Below are 24,015 nucleotides of genomic sequence, written 5' to 3'. Positions count from 1 at the left end.
CTTGCACTTCATCGCTTTCAGGACTTCAGCCGCGTGCCGTAATTGCGGGCGGCGAAAGATGGATTTATAGGGGACGCCGGCTCATCGCTTGTGATCACCCTGGTACTGCCGGTAGGGAAAGTTGGGAAAGCCCTTGTCAGGCGGCGTTGCACTTGGGGTGAAGTCTCAAACCTGTCCTTGGAGTTGGAATGGCGCAGCAATTCCAACTCCAAGGACCCGATAAAAGGGGGTCTGGGGGAGCGCAGCTCCCCCAGCCGCCGGAGGCTGCTTTTGCCTTTGCTTTTCCTGTTTTTCTTTTTTGTTTCAATTGACCGTGAAGTCGGGTATAGTTCGGGCTTCGCGGCGCGACCGCCTTGCACCCGGAGGAAGTTTCGGATTCAAGGCCGTCGGAAAACCTGGGGGATGAATTCACAAAGGTCCTAAAGGGCATCAGAATAAGGAGCGAAAAGAATGGATTTTGAACTGACCAAGGAGCAGACCAATCTGGTCAAGGCCGCTCGTGATTTCGCCAAGGGCGAGTTCGACAAGGACCTTGCCCGTGAACTTGATTCCAAGCACGAATATCCGGTCAAAATCTGGAAAAAGGCTTGCGACCTGGGCATGGTGGGGCTTCATTATCCTGAAAAGTATTCCGGCCAGAATTACGGTGTGATGGAGAACATCCTGGTGGCGGAGGAGCTTTGCCGCGCCGACTCCACCATCGGGGCCTGCATCATTCTGGCGAGTTTCGCCTCGGAGTGCGTGTTGAGGTTTGGCAGCGAGGAGCAGAAGGCCGAGTGGCTCCCAAAGGTTGCCGAGGGCAAGTGCCTTTCCTGCGGCTGTTTCACCGAGCCGGGGCGCGGCAGCGACATCACGGGCCTGGACACCGTCGCGGTGAAGGACGGCGACTCCTGGGTCATCAACGGCACCAAGACCTTCATAACCAACGCCGGGCCGCTGGCGGGCTTCTACGTCACCCTGGCCCAGACCGACGCCACGGCCCAGCCCATGTATCGCGGCATCAGCATGATTCTGGTTCCGGCGGACACCCCGGGAATCTCGGTCCAGACCGTTGGCGAGAAAATGGGCATCCGCATGATGTACACCGGCGAGGTCAGCTACAAGGACGTCAGGGTGCCGTTAAAGAACCTCATCGGCACCGAGGGCAAGGGTTTTTATCAGGTTCTGGAGTTTTTCGACGAGAGCCGGATACTCATCGCGGCCCAGGCTCTTGGAACGGCCCAGGGCGCTTTTGACCGGGCCTTGGCCTACACCAAGCAGAGGGTGCAGTTCGGGAAAAAGCTGGCCGAGTTCCAGATCACCCAGCACAAGCTGGCGGACATGGCCACCAAGATAGAAATGGCGCGGCTCATGACCTACAAGGCCGCCTGGAACTACGACCAGGGCCGCATTGATCCCAAGCTCACAAGCATGGCCAAAATGGCTGCGGCCAGGGCGGCTGTGGAGGTTGCGGACGAGGCCATCCAGCTTCACGGCGGCTACGGCTACATGGCCGAGTACGACGTGGAACGCTTCTACCGCGACGCCAAGATCACCGAAATCTACGAGGGCACCAAGGAAATCCAGAAGAACACCATCGCAAGCTCGGTTATTGGCAAGCTGAAATAGGTTTTTCCCGGTTTGGAGGCGGCAGGGGCTTTTGATATGGACAAAAGCCCCTGCCGCTGTTATTTTCGCCTCCCATGAACCGCGCCCGCAAAATTTCCACCCACAGGCAGCTCACCGCCTCCTTCGGCCTGCTTATCCTGGTCGGCACCTTCTCGCTCATGCTGCCGCCCATGACCCATAAGGGCATAAGTTTCGTTGACGCCCTTTTCACATCCACCTCCGCAGTATGCGTAACCGGCCTGGCCGTGGTGGACACGGGCACTGTTTTCACACGCGCCGGGCACTGGGTGATAATGGGCCTGATCCAGTTGGGCGGCCTTGGGATCATGACCTTTTCCACGGTCATTCTGCTCATGATGGGCAAGAAACTGTCGGTCAGCCAGTACAACCTGGCAGGCGAGGTCTTTTCCCACTCGCCCATGAAAAACATTCCCGGCCTCCTGCTTTCCATAATCGCCTTCACCGTCGGCGTTGAATTCATGGGCTTTCTGGTATATCTGGTCTCCTTCGCGGGCCGCGCGCCTTTTTCGGAAGCGGTTTTCCAGGCCGCCTTTCACGCGGTGTCGGCCTTCTGCAATGCCGGATTTTCGCTTTTTCCAGACAACCTGATGACTTACAAGGCAAGCATTGGGGTTAATCTCGTTACCATGTGCCTCATCGTAATCGGCGGCCTTGGTTTTTTCGTCCTGTACGAGCTTTGGCGCACCTATTTGTCCCCGGAAGGGCGAAGGGAGCGCCGGAGGCTGTCGCTTCACGCAAAGCTGGCGTGTTTCACGAGCGCCGCCCTTATTTTCGGAGGCGCTGCGGTTCTGTTTTTCCTGGATTACAACAGGGCGCTTTCCGGGCTCACACTTGGCGAAAAGGTTCTCGCCTCGCTTTTCCAGTCCGTCTCCACCCGCACCGCCGGGTTCAACACGGTGGACATCGCGGCCTTCAGCAACGCTTCGATACTCGTCATGATAGCCCTGATGTTCATAGGCGCTTCGCCGGGCTCCACCGGAGGCGGCATTAAAACCACCACTTTTGCCGTATTTTTCGCCCTCATCCGCTCCTACCTGATAGGGAGGCAGGAGCCCACGGCCATGAACCGCACCATCACCCCCCAGACCGTGGCCCGCGCAATGGCGGTTATTGTGGCGTCCGCCCTTGTGGTGGCCACCGGGTTCATGCTTCTCATGATAGGCGAGTTGGCCTTTACGCCCGTTGAAAAAAGCCGGGTTTATGTGCTTCCATACATATTCGAATGCGTTTCGGCCTTCGGTACGGTGGGCTTGTCCATGAACGCCACCCCGAAATTTTCCTCGTTCGGAAAGCTGGTGCTGGTGGGCCTCATGTTCGTGGGGCGTCTGGGGCCGCTCACCCTGGCGTCCTTCGTGAAGCAGAGCCAGGCCAAGGGCGGATACTCATTCAGCCATGAAAAGGTGATGATAGGATGAAAGCAATGAAGGCGGGGGTCATAGGACTCGGCGCGTTCGGCCTGAACGTGGTGCGGGAGCTTTTCAGGACCGGCTGGGAGGTCATCGCCCTGGACCGCTCGAGGGATTTGGTGCAGGCTGCGGGCGAATACGCGGAAAAATCGGTGGTGGCCGACTGCACCCAGAAGGACGTTCTCGCCGACCTCGGCTTCGCCAACCTGGACGTGGCGGTCGTGAGCATGGGCGACAACCTGGCCGGAAGCGTGCTTGCCGTGATGTACTTGAAAGAGCTTGGCGTGCCCCTGGTTATAGCCAAGGCGGCCAACGACGACCACCGGAAGGTGCTGGAAAAGGTGGGGGCCAACCAGGTGGTTTCCCCTGAAAGGGAAATGGCCGTGAAGATCGCCCACAGCCTGGGCGCTCCCAACATCCTGGACTACCTGCCCCTTACCGGCGACTTCGCGGTCATGGAAATCCTGGTTCCCCGGGCCTTTGCCGGAAAAACCATAATGGAACTCGATTTGAGGCGCCGTTACAGCATCCAGATCATGGCCGTGAAAAGCGCGTCCGGCGAGGTGAACGTTCTGGTGTCGCCCGAAGCCGTTATCAGCGCCACTGACAAGCTCATCGTGCTTGGCCGCCAGGCCGACGTGGAAAAGCTCCGCAGCATAGCCGACCGGGCCTGAACCTTAAGCCGTCTGCCTTGGGAAAATATGGCCGCCCCGCTTTTTCGGAAAGGGACGCCGCCGCCTTCAAATATGCCGCCCCGCGCCGTGGCACTTGATTTTTGGCCCCGCCGTATTTACTATGATGAAGACCCAATGGAAGAGCTTCCCCCTGGCGGCCGAAAGGGGGTTCATCGAAGGGTAACAAGTCGAAGGAGCTTTAACCCCATGCCCCGGTATGGCGAAGATGCGCGGGGAGCGGTGCTTTCCTCCACAAGGCAGGAAGCCAAAGAGCCGCCCCTGTATAAGGTGATGCTGCACAACGACGACTACACCACCATGGATTTCGTGGTTCACGTTCTGATCACCGTGTTCCGCAAGTCCATTGACGACGCGGTTCGTATAATGCTTGCGGTGCATCACGAGGGAATCGGCGTGGCCGGAGTCTATCCGGCTGAAATCGCCGAAACCAAGATAATCGCCGTGCACCAGTTGGCCCGCGAGGAGAGTTTTCCCCTAAAATGCACCATGGAGCCTGAGTGAAATGTTAGCCAAGGATCTGGAACACGCGATGGCCTCCGCCATGGAGCAGGCCAGAAAAAGGCGGCACGAGTACCTGTGCGTGGAACACGTGCTCTGGGCCATTCTCCACGAGGAATCGGGCATAGAGATCGTCACCCACTGCGGCGGTGACGTGGAGGCCGTAAACGAGGCTCTGGAGGATTTCTTCTCGGAGAAGCTGGAGAGCCTTCCGGGAAACGACGACTACCCCCTGGCCCAGACCATAGGCTTCCACAGGGTCCTGCAAAGGGCCATAAAGCACGTGGAGTCATCGGGAAAGACCGAGGTATCCGTTGGCGACGTGTTGGCCTCCATCTTCCACGAGCGTGACTCCCACGCCCTTCACATCCTTCGATCCCAGGGCATAACCCGGCTGGACGTTCTAAATTACATCTCCCACCATATTTCCAAGGTGTTAGACCAGGATTCCTGGGAGGAGCTCATGGGCTCCGAAAACGAGGGCGGGGCCTCTCCCAGGGAGCGCGACCCCCTTGCCCTCTACACGGCGAACCTCACCGAAAAGGCGGCAAAGGGCCTGATCGACCCCCTTATAGGCCGCGAGAGCGAGCTTTTGCGCACCCAGCAGGTGCTCTGCAGGAGGCGCAAGAACAACCCCATCTTCGTGGGCGAGCCGGGGGTGGGCAAGACCGCCCTGGCCGAGGGCCTTGCGCTTTTGATCGAAAAGGGCAACTCGCCGGAATTTTTGAAGAATGCTGAAATCTTCTGCCTTGACCTGGGCGGGCTCCTTGCCGGGACCAAGTTCCGGGGCGAGTTCGAGGAGCGCCTGAAGGCCGTGATCAACGCGGTGAAGGCCCGCCCCAACGCGATACTGTTCATAGATGAGATACATACCATAGTGGGGGCCGGGGCCACGTCCGGCGGCTCCATGGACGCCTCCAACATCTTGAAACCCGTGCTTGCAAGCGGGGAGCTTAAGTGCATAGGTTCCTCCACCTACGAGGAATACCGCAACCACTTCGAGAAGGACCGGGCGCTCTCACGGCGCTTTGAAAAGATCGTCATATCCGAGCCCGGAGTGGAAGACACGGTGGAGATTTTGAAGGGCCTGAAATCCCTTTACGAAAAGCACCACAAGGTTACCTACACGGATAAGGCCGTGGAAGCCTGCGCGGTTCTTTCGGCCCGCCACGTGAACGACAGGTATTTGCCCGATAAGGCCATAGACGTCCTGGACGAGGCTGGGGCCAGCGTGGTGCTTTCCGGGCGAAAGAAGCCGGTGGTGCGCACCCGCGACGTGGAGGAGGTGGTGGCCCGCATGGCCAAGATTCCGGCAAGGAGCGTGTCCAGCTCGGACAAACAGCGGCTGGCCGCCCTTGAGGAAAGCCTCAAATCCGTGGTGTTCGGCCAGGACGAGGCCCTTTCGGCCCTTGCCACGGCCATAAAGCGGAGCCGCGCGGGCCTTTGCGACCCCAAGAGGCCCGTGGGCTCCTTTCTGTTCGTTGGCCCCACAGGCGTCGGGAAGACCGAGGCCGCCGTGCGCCTTGCGGAAACCCTGGGCATCGCGTTTTTGCGCTTCGACATGAGCGAGTACATGGAAAAGCACACGGTGTCCCGCCTGATAGGCGCTCCTCCGGGCTACGTGGGCTTCGATCAGGGCGGGCTTCTCACGGATTCGGTGACGAAAAATCCCCACTGCGTGCTTTTGCTGGACGAGATGGAAAAGGCCCACCCGGACGTCTACAACATCCTCCTTCAGGTCATGGACCACGCCTCCTTAACCGACCATAACGGCAAGAAGGCGGATTTCAGAAACGTCATACTCATCATGACCAGTAACGCCGGTGCGCGCGAGATGGATTCGGCCACCATCGGCTTTTCGGGAGGAACGGACGCCGCCCACAAGGGCAAGAAGGCCGTGGAAAAGGTCTTTTCCCCGGAATTCCGCAACCGCCTGGACTCCATTATCGGCTTTTCGCCCCTGTCGCTCCCGGTGATGGAAATGATCGTGGACAAGGCCATGGGCGAGCTTTCCGGCCAGCTTGCGGCCCGGAAGGTGACGGCGGTTCTATCCCCCGAAGCCCGTGCGCGCCTGGCCAAAGACGGCCATGACCCCAAGTTTGGGGCAAGGCCCCTGGCCCGGCTGATCCAGTCGGTGATAAAAGACCCCCTTGCCGACGCCATGCTCTTCGGCCAGCTTCAAAAGGGCGGGGTCGTCTTCATCGGCCTTGACGAAAAGGGCATAGCCCTGAACTTCGAGGGCGCGGCCCCCAAAGGCGTCCCGGAAAAGGGGGCCATGGAATGAAAATGGCCGCCCTTGAGCGGTTTTCCCCATGAAAATAGCCGGGCGGGCCGCCCTTGCCGGAGGCGTCATTTTTCTTCTGCTGGCCGGGTTTTCCGACAACCGGGCCGATTACGACACCTTCATTTATCTCAACTTCGGACGCGAGTTCTGGAAGGGCCGGGGTTTTCTCTTCCACGACGTTTTTTCCTACCTTCCCGCCAAAGATGTCTGGGTCTTTCACGAGTGGCTTTCGGGCGTCGCCTTTTACGCGGTGTACGACTCCTTCGGGCCGAACGGGCTCCAGGCGTGGAAGATGCTCACGGGGCTTCTGACCGCCGGCCTGGCCTTTTTCGGGGCCGTTAGAAGGGGGGGCGGGCGCGCGGCCTCGATGATCGTCGTCCTTGGGGCCGGATGCCTTGTCTATTCCAGCTTCGGAACAATAAGGGCCCAGGTTTTCACCTTCCTCTTTCTTGTTCTCACCCTGATCGTTCTTGAGGAGGTGAGAAAGAGCGGACGTCTCGGCGCGGGCCTGGCCCTGGTTCCGCTTTTCGGCCTGTGGGCCAGCCTGCACGGCGGTTTTCCCGTCGGGTTCGGGGCGGCGGGGCTTTACGGGGCGGCGGCCCTGGTCCGAAAAAAGCCGGTGCGCCCCTTTCTGATCATCCTGGCAACCGGATTTTTCGCCACCCTGGCCAACCCATACGGCCTCGCGCTCTGGACCAACGTGCTCCTTCACGCGGCCTCCCCCGACGCCAGGATAATGGAGTGGTATTCCATCCCCCAATCCCTGGCCCTGGGCGTGAACCTGTGGGGCGTCTGGGCCTATATCGTGGCGGGCGCGTTCACCGCCGTCCTGTTCGCCTCCCGCCTGAGACGGGACACGGCCCCCGTGCTGGTGCTTTCGGCCCTTTATGTCATGGGGGTTTTGCACGTTAGGCACATGGCCCTCTTCGCCCTGGCGCTGGCCGTTTACGGAGGGGCCGCCCTTTCGGACTTATGGGGATCCGCCTCCTTCAAAAAGCGCCTGATGCCTGTGTTTCTGGGCGCGGCCTATCTTCCATTCGCCTTCATAATCTACTTCCAGCATGGCTTCGGCCTCACCCATCCGGGGCTTTACGGCTCGCCCCTTAAACTCGCCCTCGTTCCCTGCAGCGAGCCCGTATCGCCTGATGAAACCGGTTCCTGCTATCCCACGGGCTTCGTAAGCTACGCCCTGGAGTCCGGGCTTTCCGGAAAGATCGCCGCCGACTACCCCTGGGGGGCATTTCTGGGCTTCATGCTGGGAGACAGGATATTGACGGGCCTCGACGGGCGCTGCGAGACGGTCTTTCCGCAAGATGCGAGGGATTCCGCCTTCCGCTTTTCCGAAGGGGGCGGGGGATGGAGGCAATTTCTGACGGATCACCCGCCGGACATGGTGCTTGCCCGAAAGGGGAGCCCGGTTCATTTCAACATGGAAAGGGAGCCCGGCTGGAAAACCGGGTGGCAGGACGGGGGAACCGTCCTTTTCGTCCCGGCCCGGTAAGGCGGCGCAAAAAGGCCCGCTTGCCCGAAACATCGAGGGAAACGGGCCTTTTTGCGCTTATTTTACCGATGAGAGGACAAAGGCGTCGAACCTCTTTTTGGCCATGTACCAGATTCCAAGGGCCTGGAGCATAACCGGAGCCAGGCGGAAAACGACAGGCCCCTCGAACACCGGAACGAAAAGCCCAAGCAGCGCGGAATTTTTGCCCCCCGCGTATACGAGAAGCGGCAAGATGGCGTAAGCCACAATAATAGTTACGAAAAATGCCAGATCGGGCCTTTTCGGGTTGGGCTTCATGTGCCAGAAGCAGATCAGCCCTATATCCCTTGCGAGAAAGCAAAAAAGGCTTAGGGGGAAAACCGGGTCGGCTTTGAACAGGGTGGCGGAGTTCAAAAGGCCTGAGCCCGATCCCGTGGGCCGGTCGGGCAGCCCGGTCAGGACGGCCGTTACCACACAGGCCGTGGCGGCAGTTGAAAGGGACACCGCCCAGAGCGGAACCCTCTCGGAAAAGGCCTTCTTGTCCCCCGCTTTCATTTTTTCGGCAAGCCGTTTGAACTCCACGATATTCTTGGGCTCCACAAGGGCCATCACGTAGCTCCAGAACGCCGCCGTAAAAAATGCGACGAGAAGCCCGTTTGAGATGGCTGCAGGTGTTCCGGGGTCGGTAAAGAACCCTGCCATGTAAACCATGCAGGTGAGAAGAAAGAAGAGCCAGGCAAAGGGGCCGTTTTCCAGAAGGAGTTCGGCGCGCATGTTGCGGTAGAGCCCATAAACCGCCCAGAATGCGAAAATGGCGTAGGTGAAGGTCTGAAATTCCGAAAGTGTCATTTCGGTTGCGAACCAGTGGACAATGGCCATGCTCCGGGCGGAGCCTGCGCCGTCTTTGCCGATGAACATGAGGGCCGTCGGCATGTACTGGAAAAGCAGGATCACGGCGATTATGAGGTAAAGCCCGGAGTGGCGGGCGCCCGCGCTCTGTGGGGCGCGCCGCATCTCGGAAAGAACCGCCACCCCGCACACCGCCTGCACGAAAAGCCCCACAAGGGTGCAGTTGAGGATGACGATAAACCCCTTGCCGGGGGTCCCCTGCCCAAGCGAGGCCAGAAGGATCACTGCCGCGATGATGGCCCCGGCGTACCAGCACAAGATGGTGCTGCCGAAAAGTTTCCCCACGGTCATCTGAAGGGGCGAAAGCGAGGTCATGCGCTGGCTGTCCCAGGTGCGGGCCGAAACCTCACCCGCGATGGACTCGGTCACCGCCCTCGACCCCACCAGGAGGAGATCGACTGAAAGCGCCATCACGCCCAGATAGATGGCTATACTGTAAAAATTCTCAAGGTCGTCTGCGGAGTAAAAAATGGTGAGCAGAACAAGGCCCACCAGAGAGGGTATCACCGCAAGGGACGTGGGCGTGGCCGAGAGCCAGAGGTTGCGCCGGAATTCGGGGTTGTCTGAAAACATGTTTTATCCTGGACAGGCTCTTGTTGAGGGGGCAGGGGTCGGTTCCATGCTCCGCTTAATGATCCGGCTTTTTCAGGTTGGCCATTGTTTTGAGATACTGTTCCTGAACCCCGCCGCGCTCCTCGTAAAAACTTGTGACGGGCGCTCCCGCCGCAAGAAGCGCCGCGATAAGGGCCGGGTATTTTTCCTCTCCGCCGGAAAACCGCAGTACCAGCCTTTTTCCCGAAACTTCGGCCCGGCTGACGCCCTCCAGGTCCTTCACCCTGTCCAGGAGGCCGTTTTCGGCGGAAAGCACCCCCACGTAAATCAGCCTTGGCGGATCGAATCCTTCGATGCCTTCCTCGGAGAGGTTTTTTACCAGGGCCCCGTTGCGGATGATGAGAAGCTCGGTGGCGTACTCGTCAAGTTCCGCCAGGATGTGGGACGAGACGATTATGGTCTTGCCACGGGCATTCAGGTTCACCAGAAGGTCCGAAAGGGCCTTTCTTGCTTCGGGGTCAAGGCCGGATGCGGGCTCGTCCAGAAGAAGCACCGGCGGGTCATGCACGAGGGCCTGGCCCAGGGCCATGCGCTGGCGCATACCCCGCGAAAGACCGCCCACCTGCTCCCGCGCCTTTTGGAAAAGGTCCACCTCCTCCAGCACCCTGGTCACCCGAAGGCCTATCTCCCGCCTTTCAACCCCGTGGGCCATGGCGAAGTAGGTGAGGGCCTGGCTCACGGTGAGCTTGTCGTAAAGGCCGAAAAAATCCGGCAGATAGCCCACCAGCCTGTGGCAAAGCCTGGGGTTTTCCACCACGTCCACCCCGGCAAGCCTGATTCGGCCCGAATAGGGGCAGGAAAGGCCGGCCATGCACCGCAAAAGGGTGGTCTTGCCCGCGCCGTTGGGGCCAACGAGGGCCGTTATGGAGCCTTCCCGCACGGTGAAGGACACGTCGTCCAAGGCGCGAAGGCCGGGGTACTCGTAGGTGAGATGATCCACTTCTATCAAGGAAGGGTCCTTCGTCTTTCCGGCTGACGGGTTCCGGTCAGCCAATTTTGCCCGCGATTGGCGCGCCGCAAAATTTTTCGGGCGCATGGCAATTGTATCATCCGGGAAAAACAAAAGGCAAGGACTTGGGCGGGACGGACCGGGCGGACCAGTCGTCATCGGTCATATCCGCCCGGAATTTTTCGCGCGGCTTAGAATTTCCGCCAGCCTGGATGTTATGAAACCGGCCATTTCCTTAAGCTTTTCCCTTCCGACCTCGCCCGTGTCCCGGCACAGGCAGGTCACCTCGCCTTCTGTCAGGCCGGTGGTCTTTGCGATGAGGAATTCCTCCGCCTCGCCTCCTTCGGGCAGTTTTCCGCATCCGCCCACCGTGCCCAGGAACAGGCCATCCACGAAAACCGGGACCGCCACCTTCACAAGCCCCGCGTCGCACTCGGCGATTACGGCGCAGCCGGTGGCCTTCGCCTCGGCCATGAAGTTCAAGTTTGCGGCGGCGCAGATGGTGGAAAGCGCTGTGGGACGGCTTTTGAGGGCCTCGCACAGGCGGCTCACAAAAACGCTGCGCCCGGTTACGCTGAACCCGTCCGGGTTGTACGCGGTGGACTGGAGCCCGAAGCGGGCGGTAAGCTCGTCTTCCAGCGCGGCCCAGTCATCTTCCGGCATGAGATCGGTCAGCTTCATGTTCACAAATCCCGGTTTTCCGGCGGCTTTTCCCGCACAAGCGCCAGGAATACGCTGAGGAACATCTTGAAGACGTAATAGAGGGGCGCAAGGCCGTCGTGCATGGACTTTTTTTCCGGCGGGCTCTCGTACATTTTAACCGGCGACTCGCTGACCTTAAGGCCCGCCCTGTGGGCCATTATGATGACGTCCGCGTCGGGAAAGTCCGCAGGGTAGTGATCGCTTTGGCAGAACAGGCTGACGGCGCGGCGGCTTAGGGCCGCGAAGCCGGAGGTGGGGTCGGTGAGGCGGCGTCCGGTTGCCACGGACACGATGCGCCCGAAGATCAGCATTCCGGCCCTGCGCAGGAGGGGAACCCGGTAGGAGCCCCCGCCCAGAAACCGGCTTCCTATGGCGACGTCCACGCCGCCCTCCCGCACCGCGTCCAGAAGCCCCGCCATGGAGTCCGGCTCGTGCTGGCCGTCGCCGTCCATGTGCACCACGAAGTGGAAATTCTCGGCCCGCGCAACCAGAAGGCCTGTTTTCACGGCAGCCCCGTAACCCAGGTTGAAGGGGTGCCGGATGACCCTGGCCCCGGCCTCGCGGGCCTCCTGCCCGGTTTTGTCGCAGCTTGCGTCATCCACCACGAGAACCTGGGCGAAAGGCGCGGCAAGGCGCACCCGTCGCACCACACCGCCAACCCGGCCCTGTTCGTTGAAGGCCGGTATCACCACCAGGGTTTTTGGGGGCTCGTTATGGATTTTTTCTTCCATTTGCTTGAAAAATATCCCGGATGGGCTTTTCCGGTTTCCTTTGCCGGTAATTGGAAGAATCTCTTTTCGTTGGCCTTAGTGTCGGCTATTTGGTATATCGGAAGTTCAAAAGCCTTAAGGGCCTTAAAAGTCAATCAAAAAAGGGGGGAGCATGACTCCGCGCCAGAAGATTTTCGCCCTGTCCATCGGTATCGCCATATTCTTCGTGATACTGCGCCTTGTTTACACCCGGAAACTTCGGGAGGAATACAGCTGGCTGTGGCTTTCCACTGGATGCGCCATCATAGGGCTTGTGGTGTATTACGACTCCCTGGTCTTTCTCACCGCCCTCATAGGGGCAGTCCTGCCTACCACCACGCTGTTTCTGTGCGGCATGTTGTTCCTGGTGCTTCTGAACCTTCATTTTTCCATAAGGATTTCGGGCCTCACGGACGAGGTGCGGCGGCTGGCCCAGGTGGTCGCCATCCTGGAGGAAAAGGGCGCAGCCCCGCAGGAATCTGCCGAGAAATCGGAATAGTTGAGTTCAACTGCCTGCGGTAAAAGGCCGGATATGAAGCCTGGATAAAAACGATGAAGAGCAAGCCAGCCTGACACAGCTATTCGCGTTTTTAGACAGGCTTCTACACCAGGTATTTGGCGATTTCCCACAGGCCCGCCAGATCGTGGACGTCGGTTTTGAGGTGCGGGATGCGCACGTCGCCCACGCCGTCCCCGGCCTCGGCCAGAAAGCGGCGGACGGAGCGCTTGTCTGCCTCGGCAAGGACCATGGAAAGCCTAAGATTGGCCACCAGGGCCTTGATTGTCTGCTCGTGCCGGGGAAGGGCGGCGCAGGCCTCGCGGCCAAGGGCTGTGACCGTTTCGGCTGAAAGGTCGGTGGGGGGGAAGCAGACCCGGTTGAAGACCACCTCGCCCAGGGGCATGTTTTCCGCCACCAGGCGTTCCAGGAAGTAGCGGGCCTCCATCAGCGACGGCGATTGGGGGGAGGTGACCAGCACGAAGGCAGTCACCGGCGAACTCATCAGGGCCCGCACCTTGGCCGCGCGCGCCCGGAACCCGTCCGTGAGCCCCTCGAAGACCAGGAAGAAATCCGCGATGTCGGCCATTGTCTGGTGCCCGGTGGCCTTTTCCAGGAGCCTGAACATCATCTGGGCCGAGGAATTGATGAACTTGAAGCCTGCCTTGCCCGCAGAAAGATAGGGCTTGACGAACCACTGGATGACCCTTGCGTCCAGAAAGGCCGTGAGCCTTGTGGGGGCGTCCAGAAAATCAAGGGCGTGCCGGGTGGGCGGGGTGTCCAGGACAATGAGGTCGTATTGCCTGCGCCCGGCCAGCTCGAAGAGCTTTTCCGTGGCGGAAAACTCCTGGCTGCCCGCAAGGGCCGTGGTGATGTTCTGATAAAAAGAGTTGGCCAGGATTCTCGCCCCGGCCTCCGGGGTGGGGGCTATGCGAAGGATCAGCTCGTCAAAGGTGGTCTTGGAGTCCAGCATCATGCCCCAAAGCTCGCCCGCAGGCTCTATTCCCGCTTTTTCGAAAACATCGGCTGAAATGCGGGTTTCGCTGTTGCCCAGCTCCGTCAGGCCCAGGGAGTCGGCCAGGCGCTTGGCGGGATCGATGGTGCAGACCAGGACCTTCTTGCCGCTTACCGCAGCCGAGAGGGCCAGGGACGCGGAAACCGTGGTCTTCCCCACACCGCCCGCCCCGCAGCAGACGATTATCTCCTTTTCGGCCATCAGTTTTTTAAGCCGCATCACATGCCTCCGTCAGCGGCTTTTTTGATGGCGGCGGCCATTATCTTCACGCCGTCGAAGTCGACCCTGCCCATGTGCTGGTGGGAAAGGGAAACCAAAGGCGGCCCGATTCTCTCGTTGGCCTGGTCGAGGTAATGCCTGGAAAGCCCTGCCCGAAGCCTCCTGTCGCTCTCCGCCGAAAAAAGCGCCTCCGCCCGGTCCGGGAAGATGGAGGCCAGCCTTTCCATGGCCTCTGCGTCGTCTTTGAGCTTCTGAAGGCCCGAATCATCCGCCGCGTCGAACAGGGCCTCGTGGACCCCGTTCACGAAGGTGACGCCAAGGGTCATGCCAAGGTGCTTTTGTGCCATTTCGCGCATGGCGGCGGCCTCGTTCACCGGCATTTCCTCGGGAAGCGTCACCACGTTCAACACGGTGGTGTCGCCGTCTGTGAGCATTTTCTGAAGATCGCCCGCCTGTCCCTGCATCCAGCCGATTTTTAAGATGTTCAGAAAGACCGAGGGAACCTTGAGGAAGCTGACGCCGTGGCCGGTGGCCGGGGAGTCCACCACTATCATGTCGTAGCGCGGGCGCTTGTCGCGGCCCCGTCCTGTAGTCTGCTGAAACTCGTACCAGATTTTCCCCACGGTGACCAGTTCACGCCAGCCGGGGGCCGCCTGCATGAAGTACTGGAAGATGCGGTTATTGAGGATCATCCGGGCGGCCATGGCCACCTTTATCTGGAGGATCACGTACTCTTCGAGGGCCTTGTCCGGGTCGAGGGTGAGCACCGTCAGGCGCTCGGCAACGGTGATTTCCTTGTAAACCGGGATTTCGCGGTTGAAAATGTAGCGAAGGGTGGGGGATTCGTCCACTTCCACCAATAGGACGTTCTTCCCCATGTCGCGGGCGGCCAGGGCCAGGGCGGCGGACACGGTGGTCTTGCCGACGCCTCCCTTGCCGGTCATGAAGGCGATGCGCTTTTTGAACAGATCGGCGACCTTCAAGGCGGCTCCAGTTGTGGCTTGTGATGGGCTTTTCGGGCCGTCGGCCTTATCAGCCCGTTGAAAAAGGCTGGATACGAAGCCTGGATAAAAACGATGAAGTGCAAGGAGTGCGAAAAGCCAATGAGTCAAGCGTACTAAATGTACGTGACGGAATTGGCTTTGAAGCACGACACAGCAATTCGCGTTTTTAGACAGGCTGTATTGAACCAAAAAAGGGGGTTACGGCCGCGCCATAACCCCCCCTCTTCAATTCTGGTAGGCACGATTGGATTTGAACCAACGACTTCTACCGTGTCAGGGTAGCGCTCTCCGCCTGAGCTACGTGCCTTTAATGGGCGACTTCTACACCCATGAACGTACCATGTCAAGAAAAACCGAGCCGGAAACGCGCCTTTGAAAGCCCGATGCTCTAAAGCCTTGACTTGCAGGCTCCAACACGGCAAATATGATTTTCTCGCTGTAAAAAAATGAACCTTCAAACGGAGAGACCGGACATGACCTGGCGGCCCGAATGGGACAAGGATATAGTTCACAAGACCGTTGTCACCCCTGATGACGTGCCCCTTCGCTACATGACCCTTGGGGACGACAAAAAAAAGAGCGTGGTGGCCTTCGCCAACGGCCTTGGAGGGCGGCTCTACTCCTTCCAGCCCATCGTGGAGGCCATCATGAAGGACCACCGCATAATCACCTGGGATTACCGGGGGCTTTTCGAGTCCGGCTCTCCAAAGAAAATCCGGCACCTTTCCATCCCCAACCACGCCCGCGACTTGAAGGCCGTGATGGACGCCGAGGGCATAGACAAGGTGAAGCTGGTGGGCTGGTCCATGGGGGTCCAGGTGGCGCTCGAGTTCGCCGTCCTGTACCCTGAAAACCTGGAAAGCATGGTGCTCATAAACGGCACCTACGGACGGGCGCTCATGACCGGGTTCCAGCCCTTGGGCACCGTGCCGGGTGTGGATCACCTGCTGCATTTTGCCATCGATACCGCCCGCGAGCATCCCAGGGCGGCCAGGCTCGTAACCAGCGTCGCCGGGTCCAAGTCCATCATCCGCCCCCTTGGGGCCCTCTACGGGGCTGTGCGCCGCAACCCGCGCATAAAAGACATCCTGGAAGTCTATATGGAAGACGTGCTGGGCGAGAGCTTCTTCAATTATCTCAGGCTGTTCCAGGAGCTTGACGCCCATTATTCCTTTCATCACCTGAAAAACATCCCCCACCGCACCCTTATAATTTACGGCGGCCTGGATTTTCTCACCCCGGCCTACCTTTCAAAGCGCATGAAAAAGAAGCTGAAAAACGTTGAGACCCTTCACCTGCCGTTTGGGACCCACTTCGTGCTCCTGGAATACCCCAAGAAGGTGGGCCGGGCCGTGGCGAGGTTTTTTTCCAAATAAGCGACCTTATGCGGGGAAAACGTTCACATGACAAGGACGAAAAAGCTCCTGACTGCGGCCCTGGTTCTTTGGGTCCTGCTTTCGGCGGGGGCTGTTTTTGTCTTTTTCAGCCACAGGGTGGATACGTCCGTAACAAGGGCTGACCGGGCCGCCATTGCGAGCTTCATGGCGGAAAGCGGCCTCACCCGGCTGCCTTCCGGCCCCACCCCTTACGACCGGCAGATCGCCTTTCTTGGGGCTGTCCAGGCGGCGGTTCTGGAGGCGGTGCCCGGAAACGAGGGGGTGCCCTTAAACATGTGCCGGGAGCCGGTCAACCTTCTGCGCTCCCGCTCCGGGCTCTGCTACGACAGAAGCCGCCTTTTGGAAAAAATCTTCCGCGCTTACGGCTTCACCGTGCGCCACGCGGCGCTGTACACCCTTAAAAGCGAAAGATCATCGGCGCTCGCCGTGCTCATGAAGCCCGGCGCGGCCTCCCACGCGGTGACCGAGGTCAAAACCTCAAAGGGCTGGATACTGGTTGACCCCAACGCGCCCTTTATATCCTTGGACGCCAAGGGCTTCCCGGTGTCCCTGGCCCACATGGCCCAAGACGCCGAAAGCCGCCAGATCATCTATTCCAAAACCTACGCCGCCGCCATGAACCCCTTCTACCGGAAGCCCTTCACCATTGTTTACGGTCTCTACTCTCGTCACGGGCGCTTCTACCCCCCCTTCGACATGGTGCCGGACATCGCCTGGAAAGAGTTTCGGGAGAATTTTTAGCCGGTTGGCAACCTCTAAACAAGGATGGACAGCCATGAAAAGGCCGTATTGCCTGATCTTGATTTCCACGGCCATCGCCATGTCCCTGGTATTAAGCACTAATGCCTATTGCGAATCTGCGTCAAAAGTAAAGAGCGAGCCCAGATCATCATTCACAAGGCTTCAATTTACCCACGTCATGGCCAGGCCCGTCATTCAATCGGTCGGCCATATCAAGCATTATGAAGTTACAATGATGTATCCTGCAGGGGGTGAAAAGGCCACTTCGACCAAAGTTGACGAACATGAAAGTTGGGAAGGGCCTGTAACAGTTAAAGACACGGAGTCGGGCAAGGTTGGAACTCTTGATATTGAACTGGTGTCCGCAGTTTATTACCATGATAGCACAGATACTCTGTTATTCGATTGCTACTCCGGTTCAATGACGTATTTGGTATTCGTGGATGCCAAAAAAATCGCCATAGCCAAGACTCTTGAAGTCTATGCGCCTCCCCTCAAATTCGACAAGGACAAAATATTGGTGTACCCCGGCTGTGAGGCATCCGATAGCTGGTCGCAATGCTCTTCGGGCTTGGTTTTGACAATAAGCAAGGAGCATAAGCCTGTAATATGGGAGAAGGAATCATTCGAACTGACAAAAAAAGTTATTGGCATCGGCTATAAGGGCGTGCACAAGATAATCGACCCTGGAACCAAAAAGGCCAGATTTTACATTCCGCTATCCCAGCAATAAGAAAGGGTATCCATTTTTGTGCTTTCTATAGTGCGCCGATACAAAATATTGTGCTGGACATGAAATTATAGATTGGATATAAGGGAGTTAACACTTTCGGTAAGGTGCCTGCCATGGAAGAAATGCAAACCACCCAAACAAGCCCCAAGCCGTTCTGCTTTGTATTGATGCCCTTTGATAAGAGCTTCGATGATATATACGAGTATGGAATCAAAGGCGCATGTGAAGAGGTTGGCGTATATTGCGAACGTGTTGATGAGCAGATTTTTCCCGGATCAATGCTTGATCGCATTTACAACCAGATATCACGGGCTGATATAATTGTCGCTGATATGACTGCAAGAAATCCAAATGTATTTTATGAGGTCGGCTATGCACACGCCTTGGGTAAAGTTGTTATTTTGCTGACTCAGCGAGCTGAGGATATACCTTTTGATCTCAAGCATTTTCTTCATATTGTATACAACTCGCAGATAAAAGAATTGCGTCCAGAGTTGGCCAAGCGGATAAAGCATTTCGCTTTTGAAGCTGATCGAACTGTACGTACTGAAATTGGGCTTGAGATATTTCATGAAACTCAGCCACTTGCCTCAGGATGTGTAATAGTGAAAAGGGGCCAAAATCAGAGACCAAATATAAAAATATCGATCTATAACTCGTCTTCAATTACTTACAACCCCGGTGATTTCCGCCTCGGTATTATTTCTACACCACCAGTCAATCATGCGTACTGTATTAAACATTCTACGTCAATTCCTATGGTGGATTCAACGAAGTTACCGACGGGCCAATATCTACATGTATTTCCCGAATTTGAAAAGCTCTTCCCGGGCGGGTATTGTTCTGCTCACTTTGGACTTAACACAAAGGGAGCCAATTGGCCTGATTGTGTCGACCTTATATTGCGAATTTTCACTTCAGTTGGCTGCCGGGATTTCCTGCTTCGTATGGAAGATGAACGCCCCTAATGGCTAACTGTATTATAGCGATTGTCATAAATCCGCGCCGGTTGACCTCTTGTGCTTCGCACCCCGGCAACGAGTTGCCGGGGCCACCCACAGCAGGGTGACCGATCAAAGCAGAACGGAATTAGTGCGCCGATGAACAAACAAAGCCCCCTCCGGGAATATCCCGGCGGGGGCTTTCTTGTATCTATCCGCAATAAACAAAACATGCGGTTTTATACCGAGCAAAAGACTGGATAAAAACGATGAAATGCAAGGAAGAGGGAAGCGGGCGGGAAGGAATAGTACTTGCCGTACATGACGACCCGCCCGCTTTGCTCTGACACCGCGATTCGCGTTTTTGGACGGTCTTATTACATCATGCCGCCCATGCCGCCCATGCCACCCATCCCACCCATGCCGCCCATACCGCCAGGCATGGCCATGTCCTTCTTGTCTTCGGGCTTTTCGGCGATCATGGCCTCGGTGGTGAGCATGAGCCCGGCCACTGAGCAGGCGTTCTGAAGCGCAAGGCGGACCACCTTGGTGGGGTCGATGACGCCGGCGTCCAGAAGGTTTTCGTAAACGTCGGTCTGGGCGTTGTAGCCAAAGGGGCCTTCGCCCGCCTTGACTTTTTCAAGCACAACCGCGCCTTCCATTCCGGCGTTACTGGCGATCATGCGCAAGGGGGCTTCGATGGCCTTCATCACGACCCTAAGGCCGATCTTGTCGTCGCCCTTCAACTTGGCCTTGGCCAGGGCTTCCACGCAGCGGACCAGGGCCACGCCGCCGCCCGGTACGATGCCTTCTTCAACTGCGGCGCGGGTGGCGTTAAGGGCGTCTTCAACGCGGGCCTTCTTTTCCTTCATTTCGCTTTCGGTGGCCGCACCGACGTTGATTACGGCGACTCCGCCGATGAGCTTCGCCAGGCGCTCCTGGAGCTTCTCGCGGTCGTAGTCGGAGGTGGTTTCGTCGATCTGTGCGCGGATCTGCTTCACGCGGGCTTCGAGGGATGAGCGCGCGCCTGCGCCGTCAACGATGGTGGTGTTGTCTTTGTCGATGGTGATGCGTTTGCACTTGCCAAGGTCTGCGATGGAGATGCTTTCGAGCTTGATGCCGAGGTCTTCGCTGACGACCTGGCCGCCGGTGAGAATGGCGATGTCCTCAAGCATGGCCTTGCGGCGGTCGCCGAAGCCCGGGGCTTTCACAGCCGCAACCTGGAGGGTTCCGCGCAGCTTGTTGACAACGAGCGTTGCCAGGGCTTCGCCTTCGATGTCTTCGGCCACGATGAGAAGGGGCCTGTTCATGCGGGCGATCTGCTCCAGGATCGGCAGCAGGTCCTTCATGTTGGAGACCTTTTTCTCGTTGATGAGAATGTAGGGGTCTTCCAAAGAGACGATCATCTTCTCGGAATCGGTGACGAAATAGGGGGAGATGTAGCCCCGGTCGAACTGCATGCCTTCCACCACTTCCAGGGTGGTTTCCATGCTCTTGGCTTCTTCGACGGTGATGACGCCTTCCTTGCCCACCTTGTTCATGGCCTCGGCGATGATGTTGCCGATGGTCTCGTCGGAGTTCGCGGAGATGGTTCCCACCTGGGCGATTTCCTTCTGCTCCTTGGTGGGCTTGCTCATCTTCTGAAGCTCTTTTACGCAGATGCCGCAGGCCGCGTCGATGCCGCGCTTGATGGACATGGGGTTGTTGCCCGCAACCACCAGCTTGATGCCTTCCTCGTAGATGGCGCGTGCGAGCACGGTTGCGGTGGTGGTGCCGTCGCCAGCGGTGTCGCTGGTCTTGGAGGCCACTTCCTTCACCATCTGCGCGCCCATGTTCTCGAACTTGTCTTCAAGCTCGATTTCCTTGGCCACGGTGACGCCGTCCTTGGTGACGGTGGGGGAGCCCCAGGCCTTGTCGATAAGGACGTTGCGGCCCTTGGGGCCCAGGGTGACTGCTACCGCTTCGGCCAGGGTGCGCACGCCGTTCAGCATGAGCTCCCTTGCTTTCATATCGTACTTGATTTCCTTGGCTGCCATGTTCTCTGAAACTCCTTTTATAGGTAGAGGGGGATTCCCTTTTGATTAGCCTACAATCCCTAAAACATCATCTTCCCGCATGATGAGGAACTCCTCACCGTCGATCTTGACCTCGGTGCCGGAGTACTTGCCGAAGAGAATGCGGTCGCCCACTTTCACTTCCATTGCGATGCGGGTTCCGTCTTCCTTCATCTTGCCGGAGCCGATGGCCTCGACCTTGCCCTCTGCGGGTTTTTCCTTGGCGCTGTCGGGAATGATGATGCCGCCCTTGGTCTTGGTTTCCTCTTCAAGCCTTTTTACGATGATACGATCGGCCAACGGTTTGATTTTCATGCGTTACTTTCCTCCTTCTCGGATTTTATCACCAGGATTTTTGCGCCGCAGCAAACTTTGACGCTTTTGGGCGCACGATTGAAACTGTTGCTTTCAAAGCCTTAAATGAGCCTTCGGGCATTCGCTCGGTTTTGATGGTGAAAATTAATCACCAAATGCGCCTTGTAAAGAGCCGCCAATAAAAATTCTGAAACCCGGTTCAACAAAAATCCGCCCGCAGGACAGTTTTTCCTGCGGGCGGAGAAGGCCATAGACCGGAATTTTTGATCAGTCGGCGGAAGGAGCCTTTGAACAGGCCCCTGAGGCGCACGGGCTTACCGGAGCGGCCTTGGGGGTCTCCGTCTTTTCGGCGGGCGCATCCTTGGCCGGGGCGGCCCCGGTTTTCTTTCCGGCGTAGTCGGTGACGTACCAGCCGGTGCCTTTTAGATGGAAACTGGTCTGGCTCATGAGCTTATGCAGGCCGCCCCCGCATTTGTCGCAAACCGAAAGGGGCGCGTCGGAGAACTTTTGAAGGGCTTCCAGGTTCGCGCCGCATTTTTCGCATTCATACTCGTAGATGGGCATTGTACTTCTCCCCCAGATTAAAAAGGTTCGTGCCGTAACCGGCTTATTATAGGCATAAAAAACCTGGTGTCAAGGCCTCAGGCTGTCCAAAAACGCGATCCGTTCACTGCACCTGATTTAACCGCCCATTGAAAAAGGCTTAATGCAAAGCTTGGATAAAAATCCATCAAGGCCCGTGGCGCTGATAGTGCCGCACTATGGGGCTAAGGCCATCCATGCGGATTCCGCCCAAAATGTCCAGGGTTTTCTCGTGGACCCGCTTTTCCTCCTCGTCCCTTTTTTCCCTTGGGGTCTCGAAGGGTTGGAGAAAGCGCGAAAAGCGCACCACATGAACCAGCTCGTGGCAGAGCACGTAAACCGCGAGCGGAAACAGCGTGAAATTTTTTTTCGTTGCAAGCACCGAGAGCATGGAGTGATCCATGAGGCAGATGCGGTAAAAATCGAAGGCCGCCGAGGCCAGGGTTGAGTCCCTGCGCTTTCCGGCGTAGCGCACCAGGTGCGCAAGCCTGCCGGGTGCCACTTCTTCGGGGGAAAGCTCCGAGAGGGTCTTCACGTCGTAGAGGTGCTTCCGCCACTGGGCCGCGCTCATCTTGTAGGCTTCCGCCACAAGCTCCTCGGCGATGGCCCCGGCTTCCGCCACGGTGCTTATCTGGCCCTCATCGAAATGAAGAAGCTCTCCCATGCCGCCTCCAAGGTTTTACCTCTATAATATAAGACAGGCCGGGCAGGTTTTCAAGGGGGGGGCGGCGGGTTTTAAGCGGTAAGAAAGGACGGCTTGGGGGCCGGTCCGCCGGGGCAGGAATGAGCGCCCCGGCGAACGCGGAACACGGGTTGGAAAAGGCTATTTGTCGGTGGTTGTGATCTGGCCGCTTGCATCCAGGCTGTAAACCTTTTCGCCGTCCTTTTGGCTGGCGCTTATGGCAAGCCCGGCCTGATTGCCGGATACAGAGATTTCAACGCCTTCCGAGGGCGTAAAGCCCACCTGCGCAAGGGCCTCAAGGGAAGCCTGGGCGTCCGGGTTCTGGACGAAATACGCCTGGGCCGCCATATAGGCCATCTTGGCGTCGTTACTGGCCGGATCGCTGTCCTCCATCATCTCCGAGGATTCATCGGAAGCCCCCTGCCCCCCGTTCTGCTGGGACATTGCCTGTTTCATGAGCGCCTGCAAATCCATGCCGCTTTCCGAATCTTTCTCCGAAGCTTCATCCTCGTCGCTTGAAATGTTACCCTCGGCATTCACCGTATAGGTGTTTTTGCCCTCTTCGTGGAAGGCGGCAAGCATGAGGTTTTCCCTGGTTCCGTCCATTATCTCAAGGCTCACGCCCGGAGTGGGGACATAACCGCTTTGTTTGAGCAGGTTCTCGTCTACCGCTCCGCCTGGATTATCTGTAAAAAAGGCCTGGGCTGCAATGTAGGCGTTTTTGATGTCCGCATTGGCGGCGGCATCGTAGCTTTTTTTCTGGTAGGCGATGAAATTGGGAATGGCGATGGCGGCCAACACGCCGATTATCGCGGCGGTCACCATTACGTTGGCGATGGGGTTGCCCGCGCCCACGTTGGGAACGAAAGCAGCGAAAACAAAGGCCAGGGGGTGGCGGGTGGGAAAGGCCAGCCTTGGGGGCATTACGCCGGGAATCCTGGCAACGCGCTTGACCAGCCAGGGGTAGCCGGCGGTAAGCTCGTGAAAGGACATGAAAAATCCGCCGGTTGCAAAGGACTGCTCCGCGAACCTTGAAACCGAAAGGGTTTTCCAGCGCTGCCCGCCAGCGGCCAGGGCCGAAAGTGCGATGGCGGCGTCTTCGGGGTTCGGGCAGCAGTGCAGGCCGTAATTGTCGCAGGTGTACTCCCGCGCGCGGGAATAGGCCGCGCCCAGAAGGGGCAGGATTTTTCCGGGCGCGAGAATCGGGGAAATCAGCATGTGCTTGCGGGCGATGTGTCCAAGCTCATGGCCGATGTAGAATTTCAGGGATTCGGGGCGTTCGGCCAGGGCGTCCACCACGTCGGAGAAAAGGACCAGGAAGTTGCGGCCCAGAAAGCGGGCGGCAAAGGCGTTGAAGGCCCCGTCCGCGTGAAGCAGATAGGCTTCCGGAATTTCCCTAAGCCCAAGGGTGTTGCAGCATGAAACAAGCTGCTCGTGGATGTCCGGGAACTGATCCTGGGTGATCAGGACGCCGTTTCCCTTGAGATATGAAATAAGGGCCGACTGGGCGAAGAGGTAGAATATGAAAAAAATGAGCAGGTATGCCAGCGCGATGCCGATTGTTCCGACGATAATGGCAAGCCATGCGATAATCGAGATTATCAGAAGAATTGCATAAAGCGTTTTTTCCTTCTTGTAGACGAGATCCATGTGCGCCCTTTCGAAATTAAGGTTTCTGGCGGCCCCGGGTGCTTTCCCGGCACAGGGCCGCAGGAGGACAAAGAAAGACGAAGGGCCTTCCCCCTGGCCCGTCTTTCCCTTATAAGGTGGATCGAATGAATTTATATATTGTATTACATAGACTTAAAGCAAGGCAAGAGATATTTTTCTGCCGGTACGGAGCAAGTATGCAGCCCCTAAAAGTCCCCTGAGGCGGGAACGGCGTCTCCAGTGAAAAATGGGCCGTATGGGAGGAACGTTTTT

The 24,015-nt window shown here is 58.0% G+C and carries 22 protein-coding genes and 1 tRNA gene; 11 read left to right on the top strand and 12 right to left on the bottom strand.

Going from position 1 to position 24,015, the window contains the following annotated elements:
- Positions 1–450 precede the first annotated feature (450 nt).
- The 6 genes from HZB23_06125 (at position 451) to HZB23_06100 (ending at position 8,013) form a co-directional block, all read left to right on the top strand.
- On the top strand, positions 451–1,608 hold the full coding sequence (locus HZB23_06125; GenBank protein ID MBI5844227.1) for an acyl-CoA dehydrogenase family protein: 1,158 nt from the start codon (positions 451–453) through the stop codon (positions 1,606–1,608).
- A 74-nt stretch (positions 1,609–1,682) separates the two neighbouring features.
- Positions 1,683–3,044, top strand: a complete 1,362-nt coding sequence (locus HZB23_06120; GenBank protein MBI5844226.1) for a hypothetical protein — start codon at positions 1,683–1,685, stop codon at positions 3,042–3,044.
- Positions 3,041–3,709: a TrkA family potassium uptake protein gene (locus HZB23_06115; GenBank protein MBI5844225.1), complete on the top strand. Its 669-nt coding sequence runs from the start codon at positions 3,041–3,043 to the stop codon at positions 3,707–3,709. The genes HZB23_06120 and HZB23_06115 overlap by 4 nt, the downstream gene beginning before the upstream one ends.
- Positions 3,710–3,916: 207 nt before the next feature.
- Positions 3,917–4,231: an ATP-dependent Clp protease adapter ClpS gene (gene clpS, locus HZB23_06110; GenBank protein MBI5844224.1), complete on the top strand. Its 315-nt coding sequence runs from the start codon at positions 3,917–3,919 to the stop codon at positions 4,229–4,231.
- A gap of 1 nt (position 4,232) precedes the next feature.
- Positions 4,233–6,512, top strand: coding sequence for an ATP-dependent Clp protease ATP-binding subunit ClpA (clpA, locus tag HZB23_06105; protein ID MBI5844223.1), 2,280 nt, complete (start codon positions 4,233–4,235; stop codon positions 6,510–6,512).
- A 28-nt stretch (positions 6,513–6,540) separates the two neighbouring features.
- Complete coding sequence (locus tag HZB23_06100) at positions 6,541–8,013, top strand: hypothetical protein (protein MBI5844222.1); 1,473 nt, start codon at positions 6,541–6,543, stop codon at positions 8,011–8,013.
- Positions 8,014–8,070: 57 nt separating this feature from the next.
- Here HZB23_06100 and HZB23_06095 read toward each other — a convergent pair whose 3' ends face one another.
- From HZB23_06095 to HZB23_06080, 4 genes are all read right to left on the bottom strand, one after another.
- Positions 8,071–9,474, bottom strand: a complete 1,404-nt coding sequence (locus HZB23_06095) for a hypothetical protein (GenBank protein MBI5844221.1) — start codon at positions 9,472–9,474, stop codon at positions 8,071–8,073.
- Between the two features lie 55 nt (positions 9,475–9,529).
- The gene (locus tag HZB23_06090; protein MBI5844220.1) at positions 9,530–10,462 is read right to left on the bottom strand and encodes an ABC transporter ATP-binding protein; all 933 of its coding nucleotides are present in this window, start codon (positions 10,460–10,462) and stop codon (positions 9,530–9,532) included.
- Positions 10,463–10,624: 162 nt separating this feature from the next.
- Entirely contained in the window at positions 10,625–11,143 is a 519-nt protein-coding gene (locus HZB23_06085; protein MBI5844219.1) for a PocR ligand-binding domain-containing protein, read from the bottom strand.
- 2 nt (positions 11,144–11,145) lie between these two features.
- A complete protein-coding gene (locus HZB23_06080; GenBank protein ID MBI5844218.1) occupies positions 11,146–11,895 on the bottom strand; it encodes a glycosyltransferase family 2 protein in 750 nt (249 codons plus the stop codon).
- Positions 11,896–12,046: 151 nt separating this feature from the next.
- On the opposite strand from HZB23_06080, the gene HZB23_06075 reads away from it, so the two are divergent.
- The gene (locus HZB23_06075; protein MBI5844217.1) at positions 12,047–12,412 is read left to right on the top strand and encodes a DUF2304 domain-containing protein; all 366 of its coding nucleotides are present in this window, start codon (positions 12,047–12,049) and stop codon (positions 12,410–12,412) included.
- Positions 12,413–12,515: 103 nt separating this feature from the next.
- On the opposite strand, the gene HZB23_06070 is transcribed toward HZB23_06075, so the two are convergent.
- The 3 genes from HZB23_06070 to HZB23_06060 all read right to left on the bottom strand — a co-directional run bounded on the left by HZB23_06070 (position 12,516) and on the right by HZB23_06060 (position 14,954).
- Positions 12,516–13,643, bottom strand: coding sequence for an ArsA family ATPase (locus HZB23_06070; protein ID MBI5844216.1), 1,128 nt, complete (start codon positions 13,641–13,643; stop codon positions 12,516–12,518).
- Positions 13,643–14,626: an ArsA family ATPase gene (locus HZB23_06065; GenBank protein ID MBI5844215.1), complete on the bottom strand. Its 984-nt coding sequence runs from the start codon at positions 14,624–14,626 to the stop codon at positions 13,643–13,645. The genes HZB23_06070 and HZB23_06065 overlap by 1 nt, the downstream gene beginning before the upstream one ends.
- A gap of 253 nt (positions 14,627–14,879) precedes the next feature.
- Positions 14,880–14,954: transfer RNA gene (locus tag HZB23_06060), tRNA-Val, on the bottom strand.
- Positions 14,955–15,120: 166 nt separating this feature from the next.
- Between HZB23_06060 and HZB23_06055 the strand changes: the two genes are divergently transcribed.
- The 4 genes from HZB23_06055 (at position 15,121) to HZB23_06040 (ending at position 18,486) form a co-directional block, all read left to right on the top strand.
- A complete protein-coding gene (locus tag HZB23_06055) occupies positions 15,121–16,023 on the top strand; it encodes an alpha/beta hydrolase (GenBank protein MBI5844214.1) in 903 nt (300 codons plus the stop codon).
- Between the two features lie 27 nt (positions 16,024–16,050).
- Complete coding sequence (locus tag HZB23_06050) at positions 16,051–16,785, top strand: hypothetical protein (GenBank protein MBI5844213.1); 735 nt, start codon at positions 16,051–16,053, stop codon at positions 16,783–16,785.
- 34 nt (positions 16,786–16,819) lie between these two features.
- Positions 16,820–17,518: a hypothetical protein gene (locus tag HZB23_06045; GenBank protein ID MBI5844212.1), complete on the top strand. Its 699-nt coding sequence runs from the start codon at positions 16,820–16,822 to the stop codon at positions 17,516–17,518.
- A gap of 113 nt (positions 17,519–17,631) precedes the next feature.
- Positions 17,632–18,486, top strand: coding sequence for a hypothetical protein (locus HZB23_06040; GenBank protein ID MBI5844211.1), 855 nt, complete (start codon positions 17,632–17,634; stop codon positions 18,484–18,486).
- A 350-nt stretch (positions 18,487–18,836) separates the two neighbouring features.
- Here the strand turns inward: HZB23_06040 and groL are convergent, their stop codons facing one another.
- From groL to HZB23_06015, 5 genes are all read right to left on the bottom strand, one after another.
- The gene (groL, locus tag HZB23_06035; protein MBI5844210.1) at positions 18,837–20,495 is read right to left on the bottom strand and encodes a chaperonin GroEL; all 1,659 of its coding nucleotides are present in this window, start codon (positions 20,493–20,495) and stop codon (positions 18,837–18,839) included.
- A 45-nt stretch (positions 20,496–20,540) separates the two neighbouring features.
- A complete protein-coding gene (gene groES / locus HZB23_06030) occupies positions 20,541–20,828 on the bottom strand; it encodes a co-chaperone GroES (protein ID MBI5844209.1) in 288 nt (95 codons plus the stop codon).
- Positions 20,829–21,095: 267 nt separating this feature from the next.
- Entirely contained in the window at positions 21,096–21,392 is a 297-nt protein-coding gene (locus tag HZB23_06025; protein MBI5844208.1) for a zinc ribbon domain-containing protein, read from the bottom strand.
- Positions 21,393–21,558: 166 nt separating this feature from the next.
- On the bottom strand, positions 21,559–22,074 hold the full coding sequence (locus HZB23_06020) for a hypothetical protein (GenBank protein MBI5844207.1): 516 nt from the start codon (positions 22,072–22,074) through the stop codon (positions 21,559–21,561).
- 159 nt (positions 22,075–22,233) lie between these two features.
- Entirely contained in the window at positions 22,234–23,742 is a 1,509-nt protein-coding gene (locus HZB23_06015) for a M48 family metalloprotease (GenBank protein MBI5844206.1), read from the bottom strand.
- Positions 23,743–24,015: the final 273 nt, after the last annotated feature.

The sequence above is a fragment of the Deltaproteobacteria bacterium genome (genome assembly GCA_016235345.1).
In the GTDB taxonomy this organism is placed as follows: Bacteria; Desulfobacterota; Desulfobacteria; order Desulfobacterales; family Desulfatibacillaceae; genus JACRLG01.
Note: the sequence above shows the minus strand (reverse complement) of the source record. Positions and strands in the feature narration are given on the sequence as shown.